Genomic DNA, 16,283 nt, shown 5'->3' with positions numbered 1-16,283 from the left:
GAACCCCTGTATCAGTCGCGACGAGATAGACCTTCCTTCCCCTCGTCCGCAGTCCGGGTTCACCCACAGACGCTGCGCCGGAATGCGCTCCGCGGCCTTTTGCATCAATTGCACGATGTGTTGCTGGGTCGGAATGTTTGGCGAGTGGATGTCATAGACGCCCGGGCCGATCTCGTTCGGGTAGTCGAAGTCGTCGAACGCGTCGAGCAACTCCATGTCCGAACGCGAGGTCTCGATCGTGATCACGTCCGCATCCATACCGGCGATCGACGCGATGATGTCATTGAACTCCGAATAGCACATATGCGTGTGGATCTGCGTTTCGTCCCGCACACCGTTCGCGGTGATACGGAACGACTCCACCGCCCAGCGCAGATACTCGCCCCACTGCGCGCGACGCAGAGGCAGACCCTCGCGCAGCGCGGCTTCGTCGATCTGCACGACGCGCACGCCGGCCTTTTCCAGGTCGAGCACTTCTTCGCGGATTGCCAGCGCGAGCTGGTAGCACGACACCGAACGCGGCTGGTCGTCGCGCACGAACGACCAGTTCAGAATCGTCACGGGACCCGTGAGCATGCCCTTCATCGGCTTGTTCGTCAGTGACTGCGCGTAGGTGATCCACTCGACCGTCATCGCCTGCGGACGGCTGATGTCGCCGAACAGGACAGGTGGCTTCACGCAGCGCGAACCATACGACTGCACCCAGCCGAACTCGCTGAACGCGTAGCCGTCGAGTTGCTCGCCGAAGTACTCGACCATGTCGTTGCGTTCGGCTTCGCCGTGCACGAGCACGTCGAGACCCAGCGCTTCCTGTTCGCGCACGCTGCGCTCGATTTCCTCGCGCATCGCGTCCCGATAGCCGGCCTCGTCGAGCGCGCCGCTCCTGAACTGGCTGCGAGCATGGCGAATTTCCGCCGTTTGCGGGAACGAGCCGATCGTCGTGGTCGGGTACGCGGGCAGCTCGAGCAGCGCGGCCTGCTTCGCCGCGCGCTCGGCGTAGCCGTGCTGGCGCTTGCCGAGATTCGCGTCGATGCGCGCCAGCGCGGCCTTCACCGTCGGGTTGTTCACGCGCGGCGACTCGCGGCGCGTGGCAATCGCGGCGGCATTGGCGGCGAGTTGATTCGCGACCTTGTCGCGGCCGCCATTGAGTGCGGTGGCGAGCACTTTCAATTCGTCGAGCTTTTGCAGCGCGAACGCGAGCCATGAGCGGATTTCCGGATCGAGCTTTGCTTCGCTCGCGAGATCGACCGGCACGTGCAGCAGCGAGCACGACGGCGCGAGCCACAGGCGCTCGCCGAGTTGCCGCGCGAGCGGCGTGAGCCATTCGAGCGTGGCGTTCAGATCGGTCTTCCAGATGTTGCGACCGTTGATCGCGCCAATCGATAGCACGCTGTGCGCCGGCAGCTTTCGCGCGGCCACCGCCACTTCGTCGCGTGCGTTGATCGCGTCGATGTGCAGACCGTCGACGGGCAAGCCGCAGGCAAGTTCGAGGTTCTCTTTCAGTTGCCCGAAGTAAGTCGCCAGCAGCAGCTTGACGCCACGTTCCTCGAAGCCTCGATACGCGGCCACGAACGCGTCGCGCCATGCCGGATCGAGTTCGGCGACGAGCACCGGTTCGTCGATCTGCACCCATTCGACGTCCATCACCTTGAAATAGTCGAGCAGCGCGCGATAGACGGGCATGATGCGTGCCAACAGCGCAAGTTTGTCGGAGTCGTCCTTCGCCTTGCCGAGCCAGAGATACGTGATCGGGCCGATGATCACCGGCTTCGCCTTCACGCCCTGCTCGCGCGCTTCACGCAGCTGTTCGAGGAAGCCGGACGTGTCGAGGTTGAACGTCGTATCGGCCGTGAATTCGGGGACGATGTAGTGGTAGTTCGTATCGAACCACTTCGTCATTTCGCCGGCCGCGACGTCGCCGCAACACGCGGCGTGCTCCTCGGCACCCTGCGCCGAGCGGCCGCGCGCGACGCGAAAGTAATTGTCGAGCTTGTCGCCATGAAAGCCCTGCACGCGTGCTGGCAGATTGCCGAGCGTGAAGCTCATGTCGAGCACCTGGTCGTAGAACGCGAAATCGCCGACCGGCGCGAGGTCGAGCTCGCGTTGGTCATTCCAGTGACGCGCACGCAGTTGCGCGCCGAGCGCCTTCAGTTCGTCGCGCGACGATTCGCCCTTCCAGTAGCATTCGATGCCGAACTTGAGTTCGCGTTTTGCGCCGATGCGCGGGAAGCCGAGATTATGTGTCGTGACCATGGAGGCTGCCTTCCGATGAAAAGTGCGAGGAACGATGCAAGGACTGGCAGCGATGATAGGGTTTTCATTCCATGAAGAAAAATGGCATTATTTCATTTATCCATTATTTTTCTTCATTCTATGTGGCGCGCTGTTTTCTTCTTTCGCGTGTTTGCGACACGGGCGTCCGCCTTCCGGGTCAATATCAGTCGAACCTTTTGAACTAGACTTGGAAAATAGGGAGCGCGGACATTTTGCAGGAGACGCGCTGATGAGGGCTCGCCGTGGAGGGGAGACGAAAATCTGAAATTGGAGTGTTAGTCATGAACGAACCGTGCATCATCTCCGTTGCCATCACTGGCTCAGTTCCCCGCAAGAAGGACAACCCGGCTGTGCCGATCACGATCTCCGAGCAGGTCGAAAGCACCCAGGAAGCGTACGAAGCCGGGGCATCCCTTGTTCATCTGCACGTGCGTGACGAACAGGAGAACTCGAGTTCCGACCGATCGAGTTTCGCCGCGCTTCAGGAAGGCATCCGGAAGCACTGCCCTGACATCATCATCCAGTTTTCGACAGGCGGTCGTGGCCGTTCGTTCGAGCAACGCGGCGCGATGCTCGACCTGCGCCCGGATATGGCGTCGCTCGCAACGGGTTCTGTCAATTTTCCGACTACCGTCTATGAGAATCCGCCGGACTTTGTGCGCGCGCTTGCGCAAACGATGCTCGACTACGATGTCAAACCGGAAATCGAAATCTTTGATCTGGCGATGCTGTACAGCACCGCAGATCTCGTTCAGCAGGGGCTGCTGAAGTCTCCTGTCCACGTTCAGTTCGTGATGGGTGTAAAAAATGCGCTGCCTGCGCGTCGCGAGATTCTCGAGTTCGAGGTTCAGCAACTCAAGACGCTATTGCCGGATGCAACATGGACCGCCGCTGGAATCGGACGGCATCAGTTGGAGGTCAATCATTGGACTCTCGAAATGGGCGGACACTGCCGCACGGGCCTCGAAGACAACGTGCGCTGGGACAAGGACACGCTGGCAAAGAGCAATGCGCAACTGGTTGCGCGGGTGGCCTCATTGTGTGGCGAATATGGCCGGTCGGTGGCAAGTGCGGCCAAAGCGCGTGAAATGCTCGATCTGCCTGCAAGATAGCCCGACGGGACGGGCCACTGTATTGCGCTGGCGTGCCGTTGTCCGCGCCCGGCCGGCCACACCGGCTAATTTCGCCCGATCGCGACGAACGACGCTTCGGGGCTATATCACTCCTGGTCAAGCGAGCTCGAACTGCCTGGCGTTCAGATCGCCCGCCCGAGACCTCGTTGAAAACACCTCATGCTCGAACGCTTTCACCTCACCCTGATCCGCGAAGTTGACCGGCAGGGCTCGCTCACGGCGGCAGCCGGTGCGCTGCATCTGACGCAATCGGCATTGAGCCATACCGTCAGGAAGCTCGAGCAGCAGCTCGGCACGCCGGTCTGGGAACGCGATGGCCGCAACCTGCGCCTCACGCAGGCGGGCCGCTATCTGCTGTCACTCGCTGACCGGCTGCTGCCGCAGTTCGAGCACGCCGAAGCGCGCATGAAGCAATATGCGAACGGCGAGCGCGGCACGCTGCGCATCGGCATGGAATGTCATCCGTGTTATCAGTGGCTGCTGAAGGTCGTGTCGCCGTACCTCGCGCGCTGGCCCGATGTCGATGTCGACGTCAAGCAGCGCTTCCAGTTCGGCGGCATCGGCGCGCTGTTCGGCTACGACATCGACGTGCTCGTCACCCCCGATCCGCTGAAGCGGCCCGGCCTCAGCTTCGAACCCGTGTTCGATTACGAGCAGGTGCTGGTGGTGGCCGACGGGCATCGGCTGGCCAACGCGCGTTATGTGGAGCCCGAACAGCTGGTCGATGAAACGCTGATCACCTATCCGGTCGACACCGACCGCCTCGACATCTACAACCTGTTCCTGCGCCCCGCCGACGTCGTGCCGCGCCGTCACAAGACGATCGAGACCACCGACATCATGCTGCAGATGGTCGCGAGCGATCGCGGCGTCGCGGCGCTGCCGCGCTGGCTCGCCGAGGAATACGCGGACCGTATGCCGGTGGTCAGCGTGAAGCTAGGCAAGACCGGCATCGCCAAGCAGATTTTTCTCGGCACGCGCGAAGCGGACGCATCGCTCGACTATCTGCAATCGTTCGTGGAGTTCGCGCGCAAGTCGAGCTGGAAGGGCTCGAAGCCGCGGCGCTGAACGCTGCATTTCGCGGGTCGCCGGATTGCGCTGCGCTCGCCGCAGCCGGTGCGAAACCTTTGGTTCTCGTCCTTTGCCAGCTTGCCGGTTCGGCTCTGTACGCAACTCATGCATTACCAACACCCTGCGCGTCCGTTAAGGGCCGCTGGGCCGACTATGATGGAGATCGGCACGCGCTTATCATGCCCTTCACGCGCTGCCCGGGTGTAATTCAGCGGCCGGCACCGGTAACGATGCCGGCCTCTTTGTATCCACGAAGCACTGTTCACCGCGTGGCCGCCAGTACGCGCACCGGAATCGACTTCGCGCCCGGCACCTTGCTCTCTTTCGCGTAGTGCCATAGCGGCAGCAGCGGATTGCATTCCGGGTAATAGCCGCCGATGCATCCCTGCGGCACGTCGAACGGCACGACGCTCAGTCCGTCGACGTGCCGCTCGACGCCGTCGTCCGCGATCGTCTCGAGGCAGATGCGGTCGCCGTGCGCGAGTCCGCGCTTCTCCATGTCGGCCCGATTCATCAGAATCACCATGCGCGAACCCTTGATGCCTCTGAAGCGGTCGTCGAGGCCATAGATGGTCGTGTTGAACTGGCTGTCGCTGCGCAACGTCATCAACCGCAGCGAATCGGGCTCACGCGCGGGCATGTCCGGATCTTCGCCGATCGCAGTCGGCACCATGAATTCGGCCTTGCCGCTTTTGGTCTTCCACTTGCGCTCCCGCGCCGGCAGCGGCCGGATCACACCGCCGGGTGTCCACATGCGCGCCTCGAAATCACCGAACATCTCGGGCCATGTCTTCGACATCTCCAGACGCACGCGCGAATAGTCGTCGCGCCATGCATCCCAGTCGACGCTCGAACGCTCGCCGAGCGTCGCCTTCGCGATGCCCGCGACGATGAACGGCTCCGAGCGGATCGTCGGCGCGGCCGGTTCGGCCATGCCACGCGAGCCATGAAAGTGCGCCGTGCTGTCTTCCATCGATACCGCCTGCGCGCCGCCCGCCTGCCGGTCGATCTCGATGCGGCTCAGACACGGCAGCAGATACGAGCGCTGGCCGTGCACCAGATGGCTGCGATTGAGCTTGGTCGCCACGTTGACGGTCAACCCGAGCGCGGCCCACGCCGGTTCGGTGCGCACCCGGTCGGGCACCGAGCGCACGAGGTTGCCGCCGAGGTTGATCATCGCGTTGACCTTGCCGTCGAGCATCGCCTCGAAGGCCTCGACGATGTTCATGCCTTTCTCGCGCGGCGGCTCGAACGAAAACTGGCTGGCCAGTTGATCGAGCGGCGCGAGCTCCGGCTTTTCGGTGATGCCGACCGTGCGCTGCCCTTGCACGTTCGAATGCCCCCGCACCGGCGACGGCCCCGCGCCCGGCTTGCCGATATTGCCGCGCAGCAGCAGCAGATTGCACAGCATGCGCACGTTCTGCACGCCCATTCGATGCTGCGTGAGCCCCATGCCGTAATGGATGATCACCGCGTTCGCCTTCATGTACTCGTCGGCGGCTGCCTGGAGCGCGTCGCGCGGCAATCCGCTCACTCGCTCGATGTCGTCCCAGTTCGCGTCGCGCGCGTACTGAGCGAATTGCTCGTAGCCGTTCGTATGCTCGCGGATGAAATCGACGTCGACGACGCGCGCGTCGCCCGTGCTCACCGCGCGATCGTCCGCTTCGATGACGAGCTTGCAGATGCCGAGGATCGCGGCGGTATCGCCACCCGTCTTCACCTGGTGGTATTGCGTGCTGATCTGCGTATCGCTGGGTGTGAGCATCTCCAACGCTGACTGCGGGTTTGCGAAATGGAGCAGCCCCGGCTCGCGTAGCGGATTGAACGTGATGATCGGCACGCCGCGTTTGCGCGCGTCCTGCAACTGATGCAGCATGCGCGGGCTATTCGTCCCGACGTTCTGGCCGAAGAAAAACATCAGGTCGGTCTTCTCGAAGTCGTCGAGCGAGACCGTACCGACGCCCACGCCAATCGCTTCCTTGAGGCCGACGCTGGTGCTTTCGTGGCACATGTTCGAGCTGTCGGGCAGATTGTTCGTGCCGTACATGCGCGCGAAAAGCTGCAGCATGTACGAGGTTTCCAGCGAAGCGCGGCCCGACGTGTAGAACACCACGCTGGCCGGGTCCAGCGTGCGCAGTTCGGCGCCGATCGCATCGAATGCTTGCTGCCACGGCACCGGCACGTAGCGGTCGGTAGCCGGGTCGTAGCGCAGCGGCTCGGTCAACCGCCCCGCTTCCTCGAGATCGTGGTCGTGCCATCTGGCGAGCTCGCTGACCGTGTGGACCTCGAAGAAATCGGGCGTTACGCGTTTGGCCGTCAGATCCCACGCGGTCGCTTTCGCGCCGCTTTCGCAAAACTCGAACGTATGCGGATCGGCCGGCTTCGCCCACGAGCAGCTGACACACATGAAACCGTCGGGCTTGTTCTGATGCATCAGAACCTGGCTGTCCTTCAGCGGTGCTTTTTCCTGCAGCAGGATCGTCGCCACCGCCTTGACCGACCCCCATCCGCCCGACGCGTAGGGATACGCGTCGCTTTTGTCTTCCTTGTTCATGAGTCCACCCGTTTGGCCGTAAATATCACGTCATGACGCACCAGCACACGGCGTTCCCGCTGCGGCGCCCGGTCGCGGTACGGTGTTTGCTGTCCGCAGCGTCATTGCGGGCGCGTTCCCGGCAACGCATCGAACTCGTCGTCGATGAAGCGCACTGCGTATCGCAGTGGGGCCACGATTTTCGGCCGGCATTCCTGCGCATCGTCCGCGCGGAACGCGCCATGCTGCTCCTCGCGCGTACCGCTGTCCGCGATCATGGGGCGTGCGTTTGCGCGCCTGAACCGGAGCCCTGCCATGAAAACGCTCGAGTACAAAGTCGGTTCTCCGTGGTATCAGGCCACCCGTGCGACGCTACGCCGAGCCGTCCCATCGGGGCTGTTGGCCGGCTGCGTGTCGGCGGCGACAGCCGCGGCGGCATCCACGGACGCATCGGGCAGCCCGCTCGCGCCGATCAATGCCGTCACCCACTGCCTGTGGCCGCAACGCGCGCTGCGTGAACGCGGCTTCAGCATCCGGCATACGGTGGCCGGCTTCGCGATCCATCAGGCAGCCGCGATCTTCTGGGCAATGATGTTCGAGCAACTGGTTGACCGGATGGCCGGCCCCGATCCGTCACGACGGCCCGGCGCGACCGCGGTGGCCGCGGCCACGACCGTGGCGAGCGCGTATGTGGTCGACTACAAGGTGGTGCCCAACAGGCTCACCCCTGGATTCGAGGCGCACCTGTCGCGCCGCTCGCTCGGGAACGTCTACGTGGCGCTCGGCGCGGGCCTGCTCGCGGCCGCGCTGCTGCGGCGGCCGGATCGATGAAATGCGCTCGCGCAAAAAAGAGCCACCAGCCTTCAACCGGCATGGTCGCCGCAAGCGCATTTGAGAACGATGTCCCCTGGAGTCCAAACGGAGGACAAAGGCAGTATAGGAAACGCGCCCCGCCGCGCACGATGCCTGGGCCAGGCGCAAGACGTGAGCGATCCGCGACGCACCGGGCGCGCTCGCAAGCCTGCGAGCATCACGCCATCTGCTTCGCCGGCACCGCCACCGAACGGCCCGCGAGCCGCTCGAACTCGTCGACGTCGTGGCTGCAAAAAATCGTCAACGCGGGGCTCGCCCGCTTCGCCAGATCACGCAGGCGGCGCTGGTTGTACAGTCGCGCCGCGCGATCCTTTTCGAGCATCCACTGATAGAAGCGCAAACCGGGTGCGCAATGCGGACGCACCGGGTCGAGCTCGCCGGCGAACAGATCCAGTCCGAACACCTCGTAGTGAATCTTCGACTCGTGAATGTCCATGTTTTTCAGTGCGTCGTGCTGCAGCCGCATGAAAGGAACAGGACCGCAGATGTAGTAGTCGGTGTCGAGCAACAGGATCTCGTCGCGCAGCTTGCTGAGGTCGATGAAACCCGCGTTGTCGTAGTCGCGGCCCTGCACGTCGGTATCGAGCGGCGCGTCGTAGAACACGATCGCGCGGAAATTCGGCTGGGTGGCGGCGGTCTGCTGCAGACGGTCGCGCATCGCGTGCACGGCGCCGTTGCGCGCACCGTGGATGAACGCCACACGCCGCTGCGGGTCCTGAATCGCGCGCTTCAACATGCTGACCATCAGCGTCAGACCGACACCGCCGCTGATCAGCACGATCGGCGTCTTGGCATGAACATCGATGTAGAACGTGCCGTACGGTGCCGCCAGTTTGACTTCGTCGCCGACGTTTACGGGATCGTGCAACAGCGACGACACATAGCCCGGCGGCCGCCCGGCCTCACCGCTCTCGCGCTTGACGGAGATCCGATAGGTATGGCCATTCGGCACGTCGGACAAGCTGTATTGCCGGATCTGCTGCAGGCCGAGTGCGGCAAGAACCGGGGACGTGTCCTTGACGATATCCTTCGTTTTCTGCGTCAGCATTTCTTTCCTCCTGCAGCAGGACGACTGGTTGCTCGCTGGTGCACGCAGATCGAAAAAGTGCCGATACCGCAGCGCGGGTATCTGGGTTGATTGCCTCGCTCACATGCAGGTTCCGCTGACATTGGCCCGCTGCTTCATGCCTATCCAGGCGACCATCCTGCTCCAACCCGTGCCGGCTGTCCACATGCCGAAGGCCACGGACACCTCGACGAGGAGCCGAGCGCGCCACGAGACACGCGACATCGGCCGCCGCGCACACCATCCCAGGACCACCCACGAGGCGTTGCGAGCCGCCCGGGAACGCGGCATGCGACGAGCCACGCGCCGCTCGCGACGACCCACGCTCCGCTCGCGTGGCACGGCGGATGGACGACCCACAGTACCAACTCCAATGGAGGTCACGATGTTTATGCACAACAAACGGCTGCAATACACGGTTCGCGTCGGCACGACCAATCCCGGTCTTGCGAACCTGATGCTGGAGCAGTTCGGCGGTCCGCAAGGCGAATTGGCCGCCGCGATGCGCTACTTCACGCAGGCCGTTGCAGAAGAAGACCCCGGGCGCAAGGACATGCTGTTCGATATCGCTACCGAGGAACTGAGCCATCTCGAGATCATCGGCTCGATCGTCGCGATGTTGAACCGCGGCGCGAAAGGGGAGCTCGCCGAAGCTGTCGAGCAGCAAGCCGAGCTTTACCGCAAGCTAAACGGCGCGGGCAACGACAGTCACGTTACCCAGGTGCTGTATGGCGGCGGGCCGCCGCTGACGAACTCCGGCGGCGTACCGTGGAGTGCCGCGTACATCGACACGATCGGCGAACCGACCGCGGACCTGCGCTCGAACATCGCCGCCGAAGCGCGCGCGAAGATCATCTATGAACGGCTGATCAACGTCACCGACGATGCCGGCGTGCGCGAGACGCTCGGCTTTCTGATGACCCGCGAAGTTGCGCATCAGAAGTCGTTCGAGAAGGCGCTATATGCGATCACCCCGAATTTTCCGCCGGGCAAGCTACCGCCGAGACAGGAATTCGCGAGCGTCTACTACAAGATGTCGCACGACGGAGCGGTGGTGAACACACCGTGGAACAGCGGCACCGGTCTCACGCTACAGACCGGTGAACCGGCGGTGGACGGCGGCGACGGCACCGCGTCGGTCGGCCTCGAAGCGCAACAGGAAACCGCGGTCACCGCGATGGCCACGCGGCTGCGCTCGGACCCGTCGAGCGATCCGACGACCGGCGCTGAGTTGGGCAGCGAGGTGCCGCGCAGCAACGACCTCGGGTGAACGCGCCGCGGGAATATCTGATCGGTCCTCTTGCGGTCTCGCGCGTCAACGCAGCTCATGCGCGGGCGCGCGTCTCGTTAAGGGCCAAAAAAGGTGTTGCAGAACTTGCCGGCCACGTTGCATGCCGGTTGACCCGAAGACTGCGCGGTGCCGCGTTCGGGCGGCGTCGCGCATGCGGCCGTCGCGGCGATCGCGAATATGATGACGAGTGTTCTGCGCAGCGCCGCCGCGCGAGATTTCCACACAGCGCCGGACGCGTCGCGGGTGGAATCGGAACTTGCGGAATTTCGCCGGCCCTGTGCATCGACGGCGCACGGGCAGGCTTGTCGGATATCAGGCATTTCGTCCCTCCACGCATCAGTCCACATTTTGATTGAGACCGCGCTCAGCAGGTTGCAGCCGATGGGCCGGCGACTTTGCGCGCGCTGTCACCGCGGGGCAGGTTCAAATACGCGCGAAGGCGCTAACTGCGCGTTCGGGCATGCCCGTCCGCAACGCCATGGTTTCGACCACCCCGCCCGATGCACATTTTTGCGACCGCCAGCGTATGCTGCGGCGAATCGTTGCTTCAGACCATGATGCGAAAATGTTGAAGCGATACAGGCGCGTCTGTTGCTTGCGCGGCTCGATACGCTCGAAGCATCGAGCCAGCGCCGCTCGAATGCGCGCGGCGGCGACGAGCGCCGCGCCCGTCCCGCGTGATCATCGCGCACCGGTACGTACCCACTTACACGACGAAGGAAAGGATGATGCGGACCTACGAATATCACGGGTTCACGATCGAGGTTACCGTCGAGGCGGATTTCACGTTGCGCCCCGCCGAGCGCGCGGCGGTACGCACGCGCTACGCGGCGGTGGTTCACATTTATCAGGCGGGCGCCGCCGTCGCAACGTTCTCGCCGCTGCGCTTCGACATTGCGGGCGGCCGGGCGTTCGACACCGAGGCTGATGCGTTGATGGGCGGCTATAGCGCGGCGCGCAGAATCGTCGACGATCTGTTTGCCCGCGCGGCGGATGCCGCGGACTCCGCGTTGAATGCTTTCACGAGCAGTAAAGAGGCCCGCTAGGCGGCGCTGGCACCCGGTTGACCAATTGTCGGGCAGCGGGAATGGGGCATGCGGTACCCGCGAGCACCCTTGCCCTGGAGAAACGCCATGTCCACTGATGCCTCATCGCTGTCGCCGTCGATCACGTCGATGATCCGCCTTGACCATATGCACGTGCTCGCCGCTTCGCACCGATATCACGCGTCCACGCCGTGGTGGCGCAAACGTGCGATCGTCAATGGCGTGTGCGACGCGCTCGAAATCCACGCGCAGCTGGAGGAAGAAATCTTCTATCCGGCGCTCGACCGCGCACTCGACAGCGATGAAACGCTGAAGAAAAGCCGTCCCGAACACGACCAGATGCGCGCGACGATCGCGAAGCTGCGTGCGATGGGCCCCGAAAACGCCGCCTACGATGGGCTGTTTTTTCAATTGATTCGCGAGGTTGCCCATCATGTCGCCGACGAGGAAACCGTCCTGCTGCCCGACGCCGAGCGCATGCTGAAGAACGAACTGCAGCCGCTCGGCGCCGCGATGACGCGCCGCCGTATGCAGCTGCTCGGGGAGCGCCCGATGGACATCGCGGTGAATGCCGCCGGCACGTTTCCAATCGCCACGCTGCTGCTTGGATCGACTATTTTGCTAGCGATACGGCATTGCCTGCCGAGGTCGCGTCGCGCGGGGCGGGGGCGAAGTTAGAGGGAGTAGCGGATTCGCGAATGGGTGGTGCGGCGGCGTTTCGAAGCGGCCGCCAGCAGTCACTGCCTGGATCTCCGTTGGGGGCGCCGATGAAATCGTTACTCGACGCGACGTAGCAGCCACTGCCCCCGACCGTGCATCAATGATTCGCGCGGGGCGCCACCGGCATCCGCTCGCGCGGCGATTTCGTCTTGTCCGGCTCGACGAGTGTGGCCGCGACGCGGCGCGCATTCTCAGCCGCGATGTCCTGCGCATCTCCCCACGACACGTGGCCGCAGGTCCCGCGTCGCTCGAAGACCGTGCCATGTTCGCCGCCGCGCTCGGTCACGAGCACGATCCACTGGAAAACACCTTCCGAATCCCTGACGACGGTCCAGCTTACGAGGAAGTCGGCCATCTCTATCGCCTGCACACGCATGTTCGGCTCCTTCGGTCCGATACATCGGCCCGCCTGGTCCCGAGATGCGCATTGCACGTGCCTGACGTGCATGGTTCTGTCGCGCTAACGCGGTGCGCTAGAATTCGCATTCCCTCACGAACCACGAACGAGATGGGCAAAACGAAGAATTCATCGCGTGCGACGTTTCCTGCGGGGATCGGCAAGGTTCTCAAGCGCTTGCACTATCCGCTGGACGTGATTCTGCTGTGTGTTCGCTGGTACGTGGCGTACTCGCTGAGCCTGCGCAACCTCGAAGAGATGATGGCCGGGCGGGGAATTGAGGTCGATCACTCAAGTGTGCACCGATGGGTGATCAAACTCGTACCCTTGTTCGAAAAGGCATTTCGGCGAATCAAGCGCCCGGCCGGCAAGAGCTGGCGCATGGACGAGACCTACGTCAAGGTAAAAGGACAATATCTGTACCGGGCCGTCGACAAGGAGGGCAACACGATCGATCCTGCTGCGTGCGCATCGCGACAAGGCTGCTGCACGTCGGTATTTCGACAAGGCGATTGTCCAAAATGTCGAGCCCGAGACTATCACTGTGGACAAGAGCGGCGCCAATCTGGCCGCGCTCGAAGCGCTCAACGCTGAGCGGAAAAAGCCAATCAAGATCCGGCAGAACAAGTATCTGAACAACGTCATCGAGCAGGATCACCGCGCCATCAAACGTGTCATCAAGCCGATGATGGGCTTCAAGAGTTTCCGGTGTGCGCATCATTCTGTCCGGCATCGAGGTGATGCACATGATTCGCAAAGGGCAGATGCAGCACGATGGCGACACCAGAACCGCTGCCGAGCAATTCTATTCGCTGGTCATATATGCAGTCCTCTTCATATCAAATCCGCTCGCACTGACTTCCTTATCGCGACAAAACCGCCATGTGTGATTCATAGGTGTTTGATCACACTGCCCGTCAGCTTGCGCAGTTCGTCGAACTGCGTGGCGAGTTCGAGGCACAGAATAAAGGCCAGCATCGCTGACGGTCCCGGGTAACGCTCCATCCATCGCAGCGCCGGAGTGGCGTAGCGCACGCGAATCGCGTCTCGCGTCATGAGATAGGTGATTCCGGCTCCCACGAGCGCGCCAGCCAGCAAGTCGGTCGGGTAGTGAAAGCCTAGATAGGCACGCGGCAAGCAAATGACCAGCACCGTATAGAGAATCGCCAGCACGCCGATGCCCCGCCACACGAGAAAGATGCCAGTGGCGACCGCCATCCATAACATCGCGTGATCGCTTGGGAAGGAACTCCAACTCGACAGCTGTGCGTCCTCGATGACGTGACCCGCAAAGTGCAGATGCAGCTCGCTGCTAAAGACAGGGCGCACTCTGAACGGCAACCAGTGAGTCAGCAGTCTTCCGACGAAGAGCGCCAGGAGGCCGCTGAGAAGCGTTGCGAGCACCATTTCTCGCCGCCATTCGCGGCGCTCGTCTCGCTGAAACCACATCCACCACAGCAACGGTATGAGCACGAGCCCTTTGAAGGTGTAGAGGTCGGCAATGACCTCTATGGTTTGGGCCGTGAGATAACCGAAGTGGATGGTGGATAGATATGTCTCGATAGACGAATCGAAGCTATTCATTGTCTTGTAAGAAAATCGGACCATGCCAACTTCCGATGCGACTAGCTCGTATCGGGCTCTATCGTCGGCAACGCCTTGAACCGAAGACGTTGCAACGGACGAGGATAAGAAACAACTACAGCCTCCTTGATGCGACCCGTCGACCGATGCCTTGTCGATACCGTGTAACTCTCATGCGTCGTGGTCGTCCAAGATCAATATTTGAGCTCAACGCGGACGCAGTTCATAGAGCCGATGTTCAGGTAAAGTCGCAACGAGTTGCCAACCATCAAGCGTCTCGGGTAGGCGCCGGTACGGGTCGAGCACCGCAAGATAGACCGTCGTAAACCGGCTTTGAAGGTCCGGAAAACGATCCAGCAGTTCAGTCGACCACGCGCGCAACATGGCGCCATTTGCTAAGACATTCGGTTTCCGGGTAGAGCTGTCGTCCTGGAACTCCCTCAATGCTACGTTCTCGCTCCGGTAAAGCACGGGTTGCTGGCCCGCTTTGAGATACAAATCCGGCACGAGAACGCCATTCACTGTTGCGAGCGCCACCACCTTGTCCAAATATGGGTTCCAGCGGTGGGGGTCTTTCCATGGAGACCGGTCGGCGGTGTCTTGCTTGTACTGGAACAAGACGGAACCGGCCTTCAGAGACGCGAACGTAGTGCGGTAAGCCTGAATGACAGGACTGTCGCCCCGCCAGTCCTCAGTCACAGTCACGATCCGGAAAACAAAGACAAGCGTGAGAGCGAGTGCGCCGACTCGTTGGAGACGTGGCGCCACCGAATGTCGTATGCCAACCAGCGCAGTCAGCAAAAACGCGAAGCTGATCCCACATCGCTCGATCACACCGTAGGAAGCAAACGCGTCAAACGGTGCGAGCAGGACTACCAGCGGAAGTGAAAACACGGTTATCCGGAACTCTGGCTCGCACGTCCACCATCTCATAACGAGACCGATGACCACGAACAGGCTCAAACCCGCCACGATCGCCACATCGCCTGCACGATTTCCCACTGAGAAGACATCGATGCAGAAAGCGAGCTTCGAAAGTACGTGGATAAGGCCGAAGTGGGTTGACCCATGAAGGCCGCCGGTGCTGCTGTGGATCAACAGTGCAAGGGGGAGCAGCAACGGAACAAAGCTCGCGGCCGCGTGGCGAGCCAGTGAATGAATCGAGACCTTCCCCTCCCGAAGAAGACAGCCAAGTTCCCACGTGCCTGCGACCAGAGCGAAAACGGCGAGCGGAAACAGATGGCAAAAATAGATGACAAGGGCACTACAGCACGAAACCAGGATCCGCGCGAGGGTGGCCCGGCGCAACGCCACGTGCGCAGCGATCGCCCAAAAGGAAATGCCAAGACCAAACAGAAAGTTATCGTAGCCGCGTATCAGTATCCAGTTATAGAGCAGCAGGAAGCTGATAAACGGTAACCATGACCAGCGGCCATTGGCAACTCGGCTCAACACCAGGCAGCCCGATGTCAATAGCCCGAGTTCAACGAGGGTAAACAGCCAGGCGGCCCATTCTACCGGTATGAGCTTCGTGAACCACGGGAGGGCCAGGTCCATGGCAAGGTCAGGCACGGCATCCCACTGAACGACAAAATTTCTAGCATACGATGCCGGATGAGAAAGGATATCGAGCCGGACGATATTGTAAAAGTGTTGCCCAAGAGGAGGATATGGCGTGACGAGGAATGGCACCGACGCAACCACGGTCGCAATAAGCCACACACCCCACAGACGCGCAGGCGAAATGCCAGTGTTCATCAGGCTTCGGATAGTCATCAAAAACCTCGGAAGGTTGATCTGGAACCATCCACGCAAGGTATTCTCGATTTGTTCAGTTAAACGAAAGATACATTGCTTACCGCAAGATATCGCGCAGCTGAATCCGTGGTCGCTTTCGATCTCATCGTGCTATATGTCACTTTTTTGACGAGTATACGCGCGCCAATGTAACCATTTGTTCGTCACCTCACACAAAGACGAAGACATTCCTTCGGGTCTCGCTCACAAAGGCACTGGGAGGTTCTTGGACAGGCGCAGGTAGAGTCAGGCAATAAAGCAGACGAAATCGATTTATCGGTCACCGGCTCCCCGACGTCTTCGTCAGCTGTGCCGTTCGCTGGTATTACCAGTTCCGCCTCAGCCTGCGCGACACGCTCGAAGCGCTCAACGCTGAGCGGAAAAAGCCAATCAAGATCCGGCAGAACAAGTATCTGAACAACGTCATCGAGCAGGATCACCGCGCCATCAAACGTGTCATCAAGCCGATGATGGGCTTCAAGAGTTTCCGGTGTGCGC

12 protein-coding genes and 4 pseudogenes are annotated in these 16,283 nt (G+C 61.8%); 9 read left to right on the top strand and 7 right to left on the bottom strand.

Features of this window, described 5'->3' with window-relative positions; translation table 11 throughout:
* Nucleotides 1-45: 45 nt before the first annotated feature.
* Nucleotides 46-2,253: pseudogene (gene metE / locus HDG37_RS35855) on the bottom strand (5-methyltetrahydropteroyltriglutamate--homocysteine S-methyltransferase); the annotation flags it as partial.
* Nucleotides 2,254-2,555: 302 nt separating this feature from the next.
* Here metE and HDG37_RS35850 point away from each other — a divergent pair.
* Nucleotides 2,556-3,386 carry a 3-keto-5-aminohexanoate cleavage protein gene (locus HDG37_RS35850; protein ID WP_184055988.1) on the top strand — a complete coding sequence of 277 codons (831 nt, stop codon included), beginning with the start codon at nt 2,556-2,558 and terminating at the stop codon, nt 3,384-3,386.
* A gap of 180 nt (nt 3,387-3,566) precedes the next feature.
* Nucleotides 3,567-4,475 carry a LysR family transcriptional regulator gene (locus HDG37_RS35845; protein WP_184055934.1) on the top strand — a complete coding sequence of 303 codons (909 nt, stop codon included), beginning with the start codon at nt 3,567-3,569 and terminating at the stop codon, nt 4,473-4,475.
* A gap of 265 nt (nt 4,476-4,740) precedes the next feature.
* Here the strand turns inward: HDG37_RS35845 and HDG37_RS35840 are convergent, their stop codons facing one another.
* Entirely contained in the window at nt 4,741-7,032 is a 2,292-nt protein-coding gene (locus HDG37_RS35840; RefSeq protein ID WP_184055932.1) for an FdhF/YdeP family oxidoreductase, read from the bottom strand.
* Nucleotides 7,033-7,133: 101 nt separating this feature from the next.
* A complete protein-coding gene (locus HDG37_RS35835; protein ID WP_184055930.1) occupies nt 7,134-7,289 on the bottom strand; it encodes a hypothetical protein in 156 nt (51 codons plus the stop codon).
* Between the two features lie 37 nt (nt 7,290-7,326).
* On the opposite strand from HDG37_RS35835, the gene HDG37_RS35830 reads away from it, so the two are divergent.
* Nucleotides 7,327-7,842, top strand: coding sequence for a hypothetical protein (locus tag HDG37_RS35830; protein ID WP_184055928.1), 516 nt, complete (start codon nt 7,327-7,329; stop codon nt 7,840-7,842).
* Nucleotides 7,843-8,263: 421 nt separating this feature from the next.
* Here HDG37_RS35830 and HDG37_RS35825 read toward each other — a convergent pair.
* Nucleotides 8,264-8,878: pseudogene (locus HDG37_RS35825) on the bottom strand (nitric oxide dioxygenase); the annotation flags it as partial.
* A 457-nt stretch (nt 8,879-9,335) separates the two neighbouring features.
* Between HDG37_RS35825 and HDG37_RS35820 the strand changes: the two are divergent.
* The 3 genes from HDG37_RS35820 (at nt 9,336) to HDG37_RS35810 (ending at nt 11,965) form a co-directional block, all read left to right on the top strand.
* The gene (locus HDG37_RS35820) at nt 9,336-10,220 is read left to right on the top strand and encodes a manganese catalase family protein (RefSeq protein ID WP_184055926.1); all 885 of its coding nucleotides are present in this window, start codon (nt 9,336-9,338) and stop codon (nt 10,218-10,220) included.
* A 746-nt stretch (nt 10,221-10,966) separates the two neighbouring features.
* Nucleotides 10,967-11,287 carry a hypothetical protein gene (locus HDG37_RS35815; RefSeq protein ID WP_260335230.1) on the top strand — a complete coding sequence of 107 codons (321 nt, stop codon included), beginning with the start codon at nt 10,967-10,969 and terminating at the stop codon, nt 11,285-11,287.
* An 87-nt stretch (nt 11,288-11,374) separates the two neighbouring features.
* On the top strand, nt 11,375-11,965 hold the full coding sequence (locus HDG37_RS35810; RefSeq protein WP_184055924.1) for a hemerythrin domain-containing protein: 591 nt from the start codon (nt 11,375-11,377) through the stop codon (nt 11,963-11,965).
* Nucleotides 11,966-12,104: 139 nt separating this feature from the next.
* On the opposite strand, the gene HDG37_RS35805 is transcribed toward HDG37_RS35810, so the two are convergent.
* Nucleotides 12,105-12,383, bottom strand: a complete 279-nt coding sequence (locus tag HDG37_RS35805; RefSeq protein WP_184055922.1) for a hypothetical protein — start codon at nt 12,381-12,383, stop codon at nt 12,105-12,107.
* Between HDG37_RS35805 and HDG37_RS40500 the strand changes: the two are divergent.
* Together HDG37_RS40500 and HDG37_RS40495 are read left to right on the top strand one after the other, a co-directional pair.
* Nucleotides 12,270-13,071: pseudogene (locus HDG37_RS40500) on the top strand (IS6 family transposase); the annotation flags it as partial. The gene HDG37_RS35805 and the pseudogene HDG37_RS40500 sit on opposite strands and share 114 nt — an antisense overlap.
* 43 nt (nt 13,072-13,114) lie before the next feature.
* The gene (locus HDG37_RS40495; RefSeq protein WP_409260268.1) at nt 13,115-13,294 is read left to right on the top strand and encodes a hypothetical protein; all 180 of its coding nucleotides are present in this window, start codon (nt 13,115-13,117) and stop codon (nt 13,292-13,294) included.
* A 1-nt stretch (nt 13,295) separates the two neighbouring features.
* On the opposite strand, the gene HDG37_RS35795 is transcribed toward HDG37_RS40495, so the two are convergent.
* Both HDG37_RS35795 and HDG37_RS35790 read right to left on the bottom strand, forming a co-directional pair.
* A complete protein-coding gene (locus HDG37_RS35795; RefSeq protein WP_184055985.1) occupies nt 13,296-13,988 on the bottom strand; it encodes a phosphatase PAP2 family protein in 693 nt (230 codons plus the stop codon).
* 207 nt (nt 13,989-14,195) lie between these two features.
* Nucleotides 14,196-15,746 (bottom strand): hypothetical protein, encoded by a 1,551-nt coding sequence (locus tag HDG37_RS35790; RefSeq protein ID WP_260335229.1) that lies wholly within the window; start codon nt 15,744-15,746, stop codon nt 14,196-14,198.
* A gap of 395 nt (nt 15,747-16,141) precedes the next feature.
* On the opposite strand from HDG37_RS35790, the pseudogene HDG37_RS35785 reads away from it, so the two are divergent.
* Nucleotides 16,142-16,283 (top strand): annotated as a pseudogene (locus HDG37_RS35785) (DDE-type integrase/transposase/recombinase); the annotation flags it as partial.

Source organism: Paraburkholderia sp. MM5384-R2 (assembly GCF_014201025.1).
Lineage (GTDB): Bacteria > Pseudomonadota > Gammaproteobacteria > Burkholderiales > Burkholderiaceae > Paraburkholderia > Paraburkholderia tuberum.
Note: the sequence above shows the minus strand (reverse complement) of the source record. Positions and strands in the feature narration are given on the sequence as shown.

Coding starts and splice junctions, on each gene's coding strand:
- HDG37_RS35850 (WP_184055988.1), top strand. CDS start 2,556: ATGAACGAACCGTGCATCATCTCCGTTGCCATCACTGGCTCAGTTCCC.
- HDG37_RS35845 (WP_184055934.1), top strand. CDS start 3,567: ATGCTCGAACGCTTTCACCTCACCCTGATCCGCGAAGTTGACCGGCAG.
- HDG37_RS35840 (WP_184055932.1), bottom strand. CDS start 7,032: ATGAACAAGGAAGACAAAAGCGACGCGTATCCCTACGCGTCGGGCGGA.
- HDG37_RS35835 (WP_184055930.1), bottom strand. CDS start 7,289: ATGATCGCGGACAGCGGTACGCGCGAGGAGCAGCATGGCGCGTTCCGC.
- HDG37_RS35830 (WP_184055928.1), top strand. CDS start 7,327: ATGAAAACGCTCGAGTACAAAGTCGGTTCTCCGTGGTATCAGGCCACC.
- HDG37_RS35820 (WP_184055926.1), top strand. CDS start 9,336: ATGTTTATGCACAACAAACGGCTGCAATACACGGTTCGCGTCGGCACG.
- HDG37_RS35815 (WP_260335230.1), top strand. CDS start 10,967: ATGATGCGGACCTACGAATATCACGGGTTCACGATCGAGGTTACCGTC.
- HDG37_RS35810 (WP_184055924.1), top strand. CDS start 11,375: ATGTCCACTGATGCCTCATCGCTGTCGCCGTCGATCACGTCGATGATC.
- HDG37_RS35805 (WP_184055922.1), bottom strand. CDS start 12,383: ATGCGTGTGCAGGCGATAGAGATGGCCGACTTCCTCGTAAGCTGGACC.
- HDG37_RS35795 (WP_184055985.1), bottom strand. CDS start 13,988: ATGAATAGCTTCGATTCGTCTATCGAGACATATCTATCCACCATCCAC.
- HDG37_RS35790 (WP_260335229.1), bottom strand. CDS start 15,746: ATGAACACTGGCATTTCGCCTGCGCGTCTGTGGGGTGTGTGGCTTATT.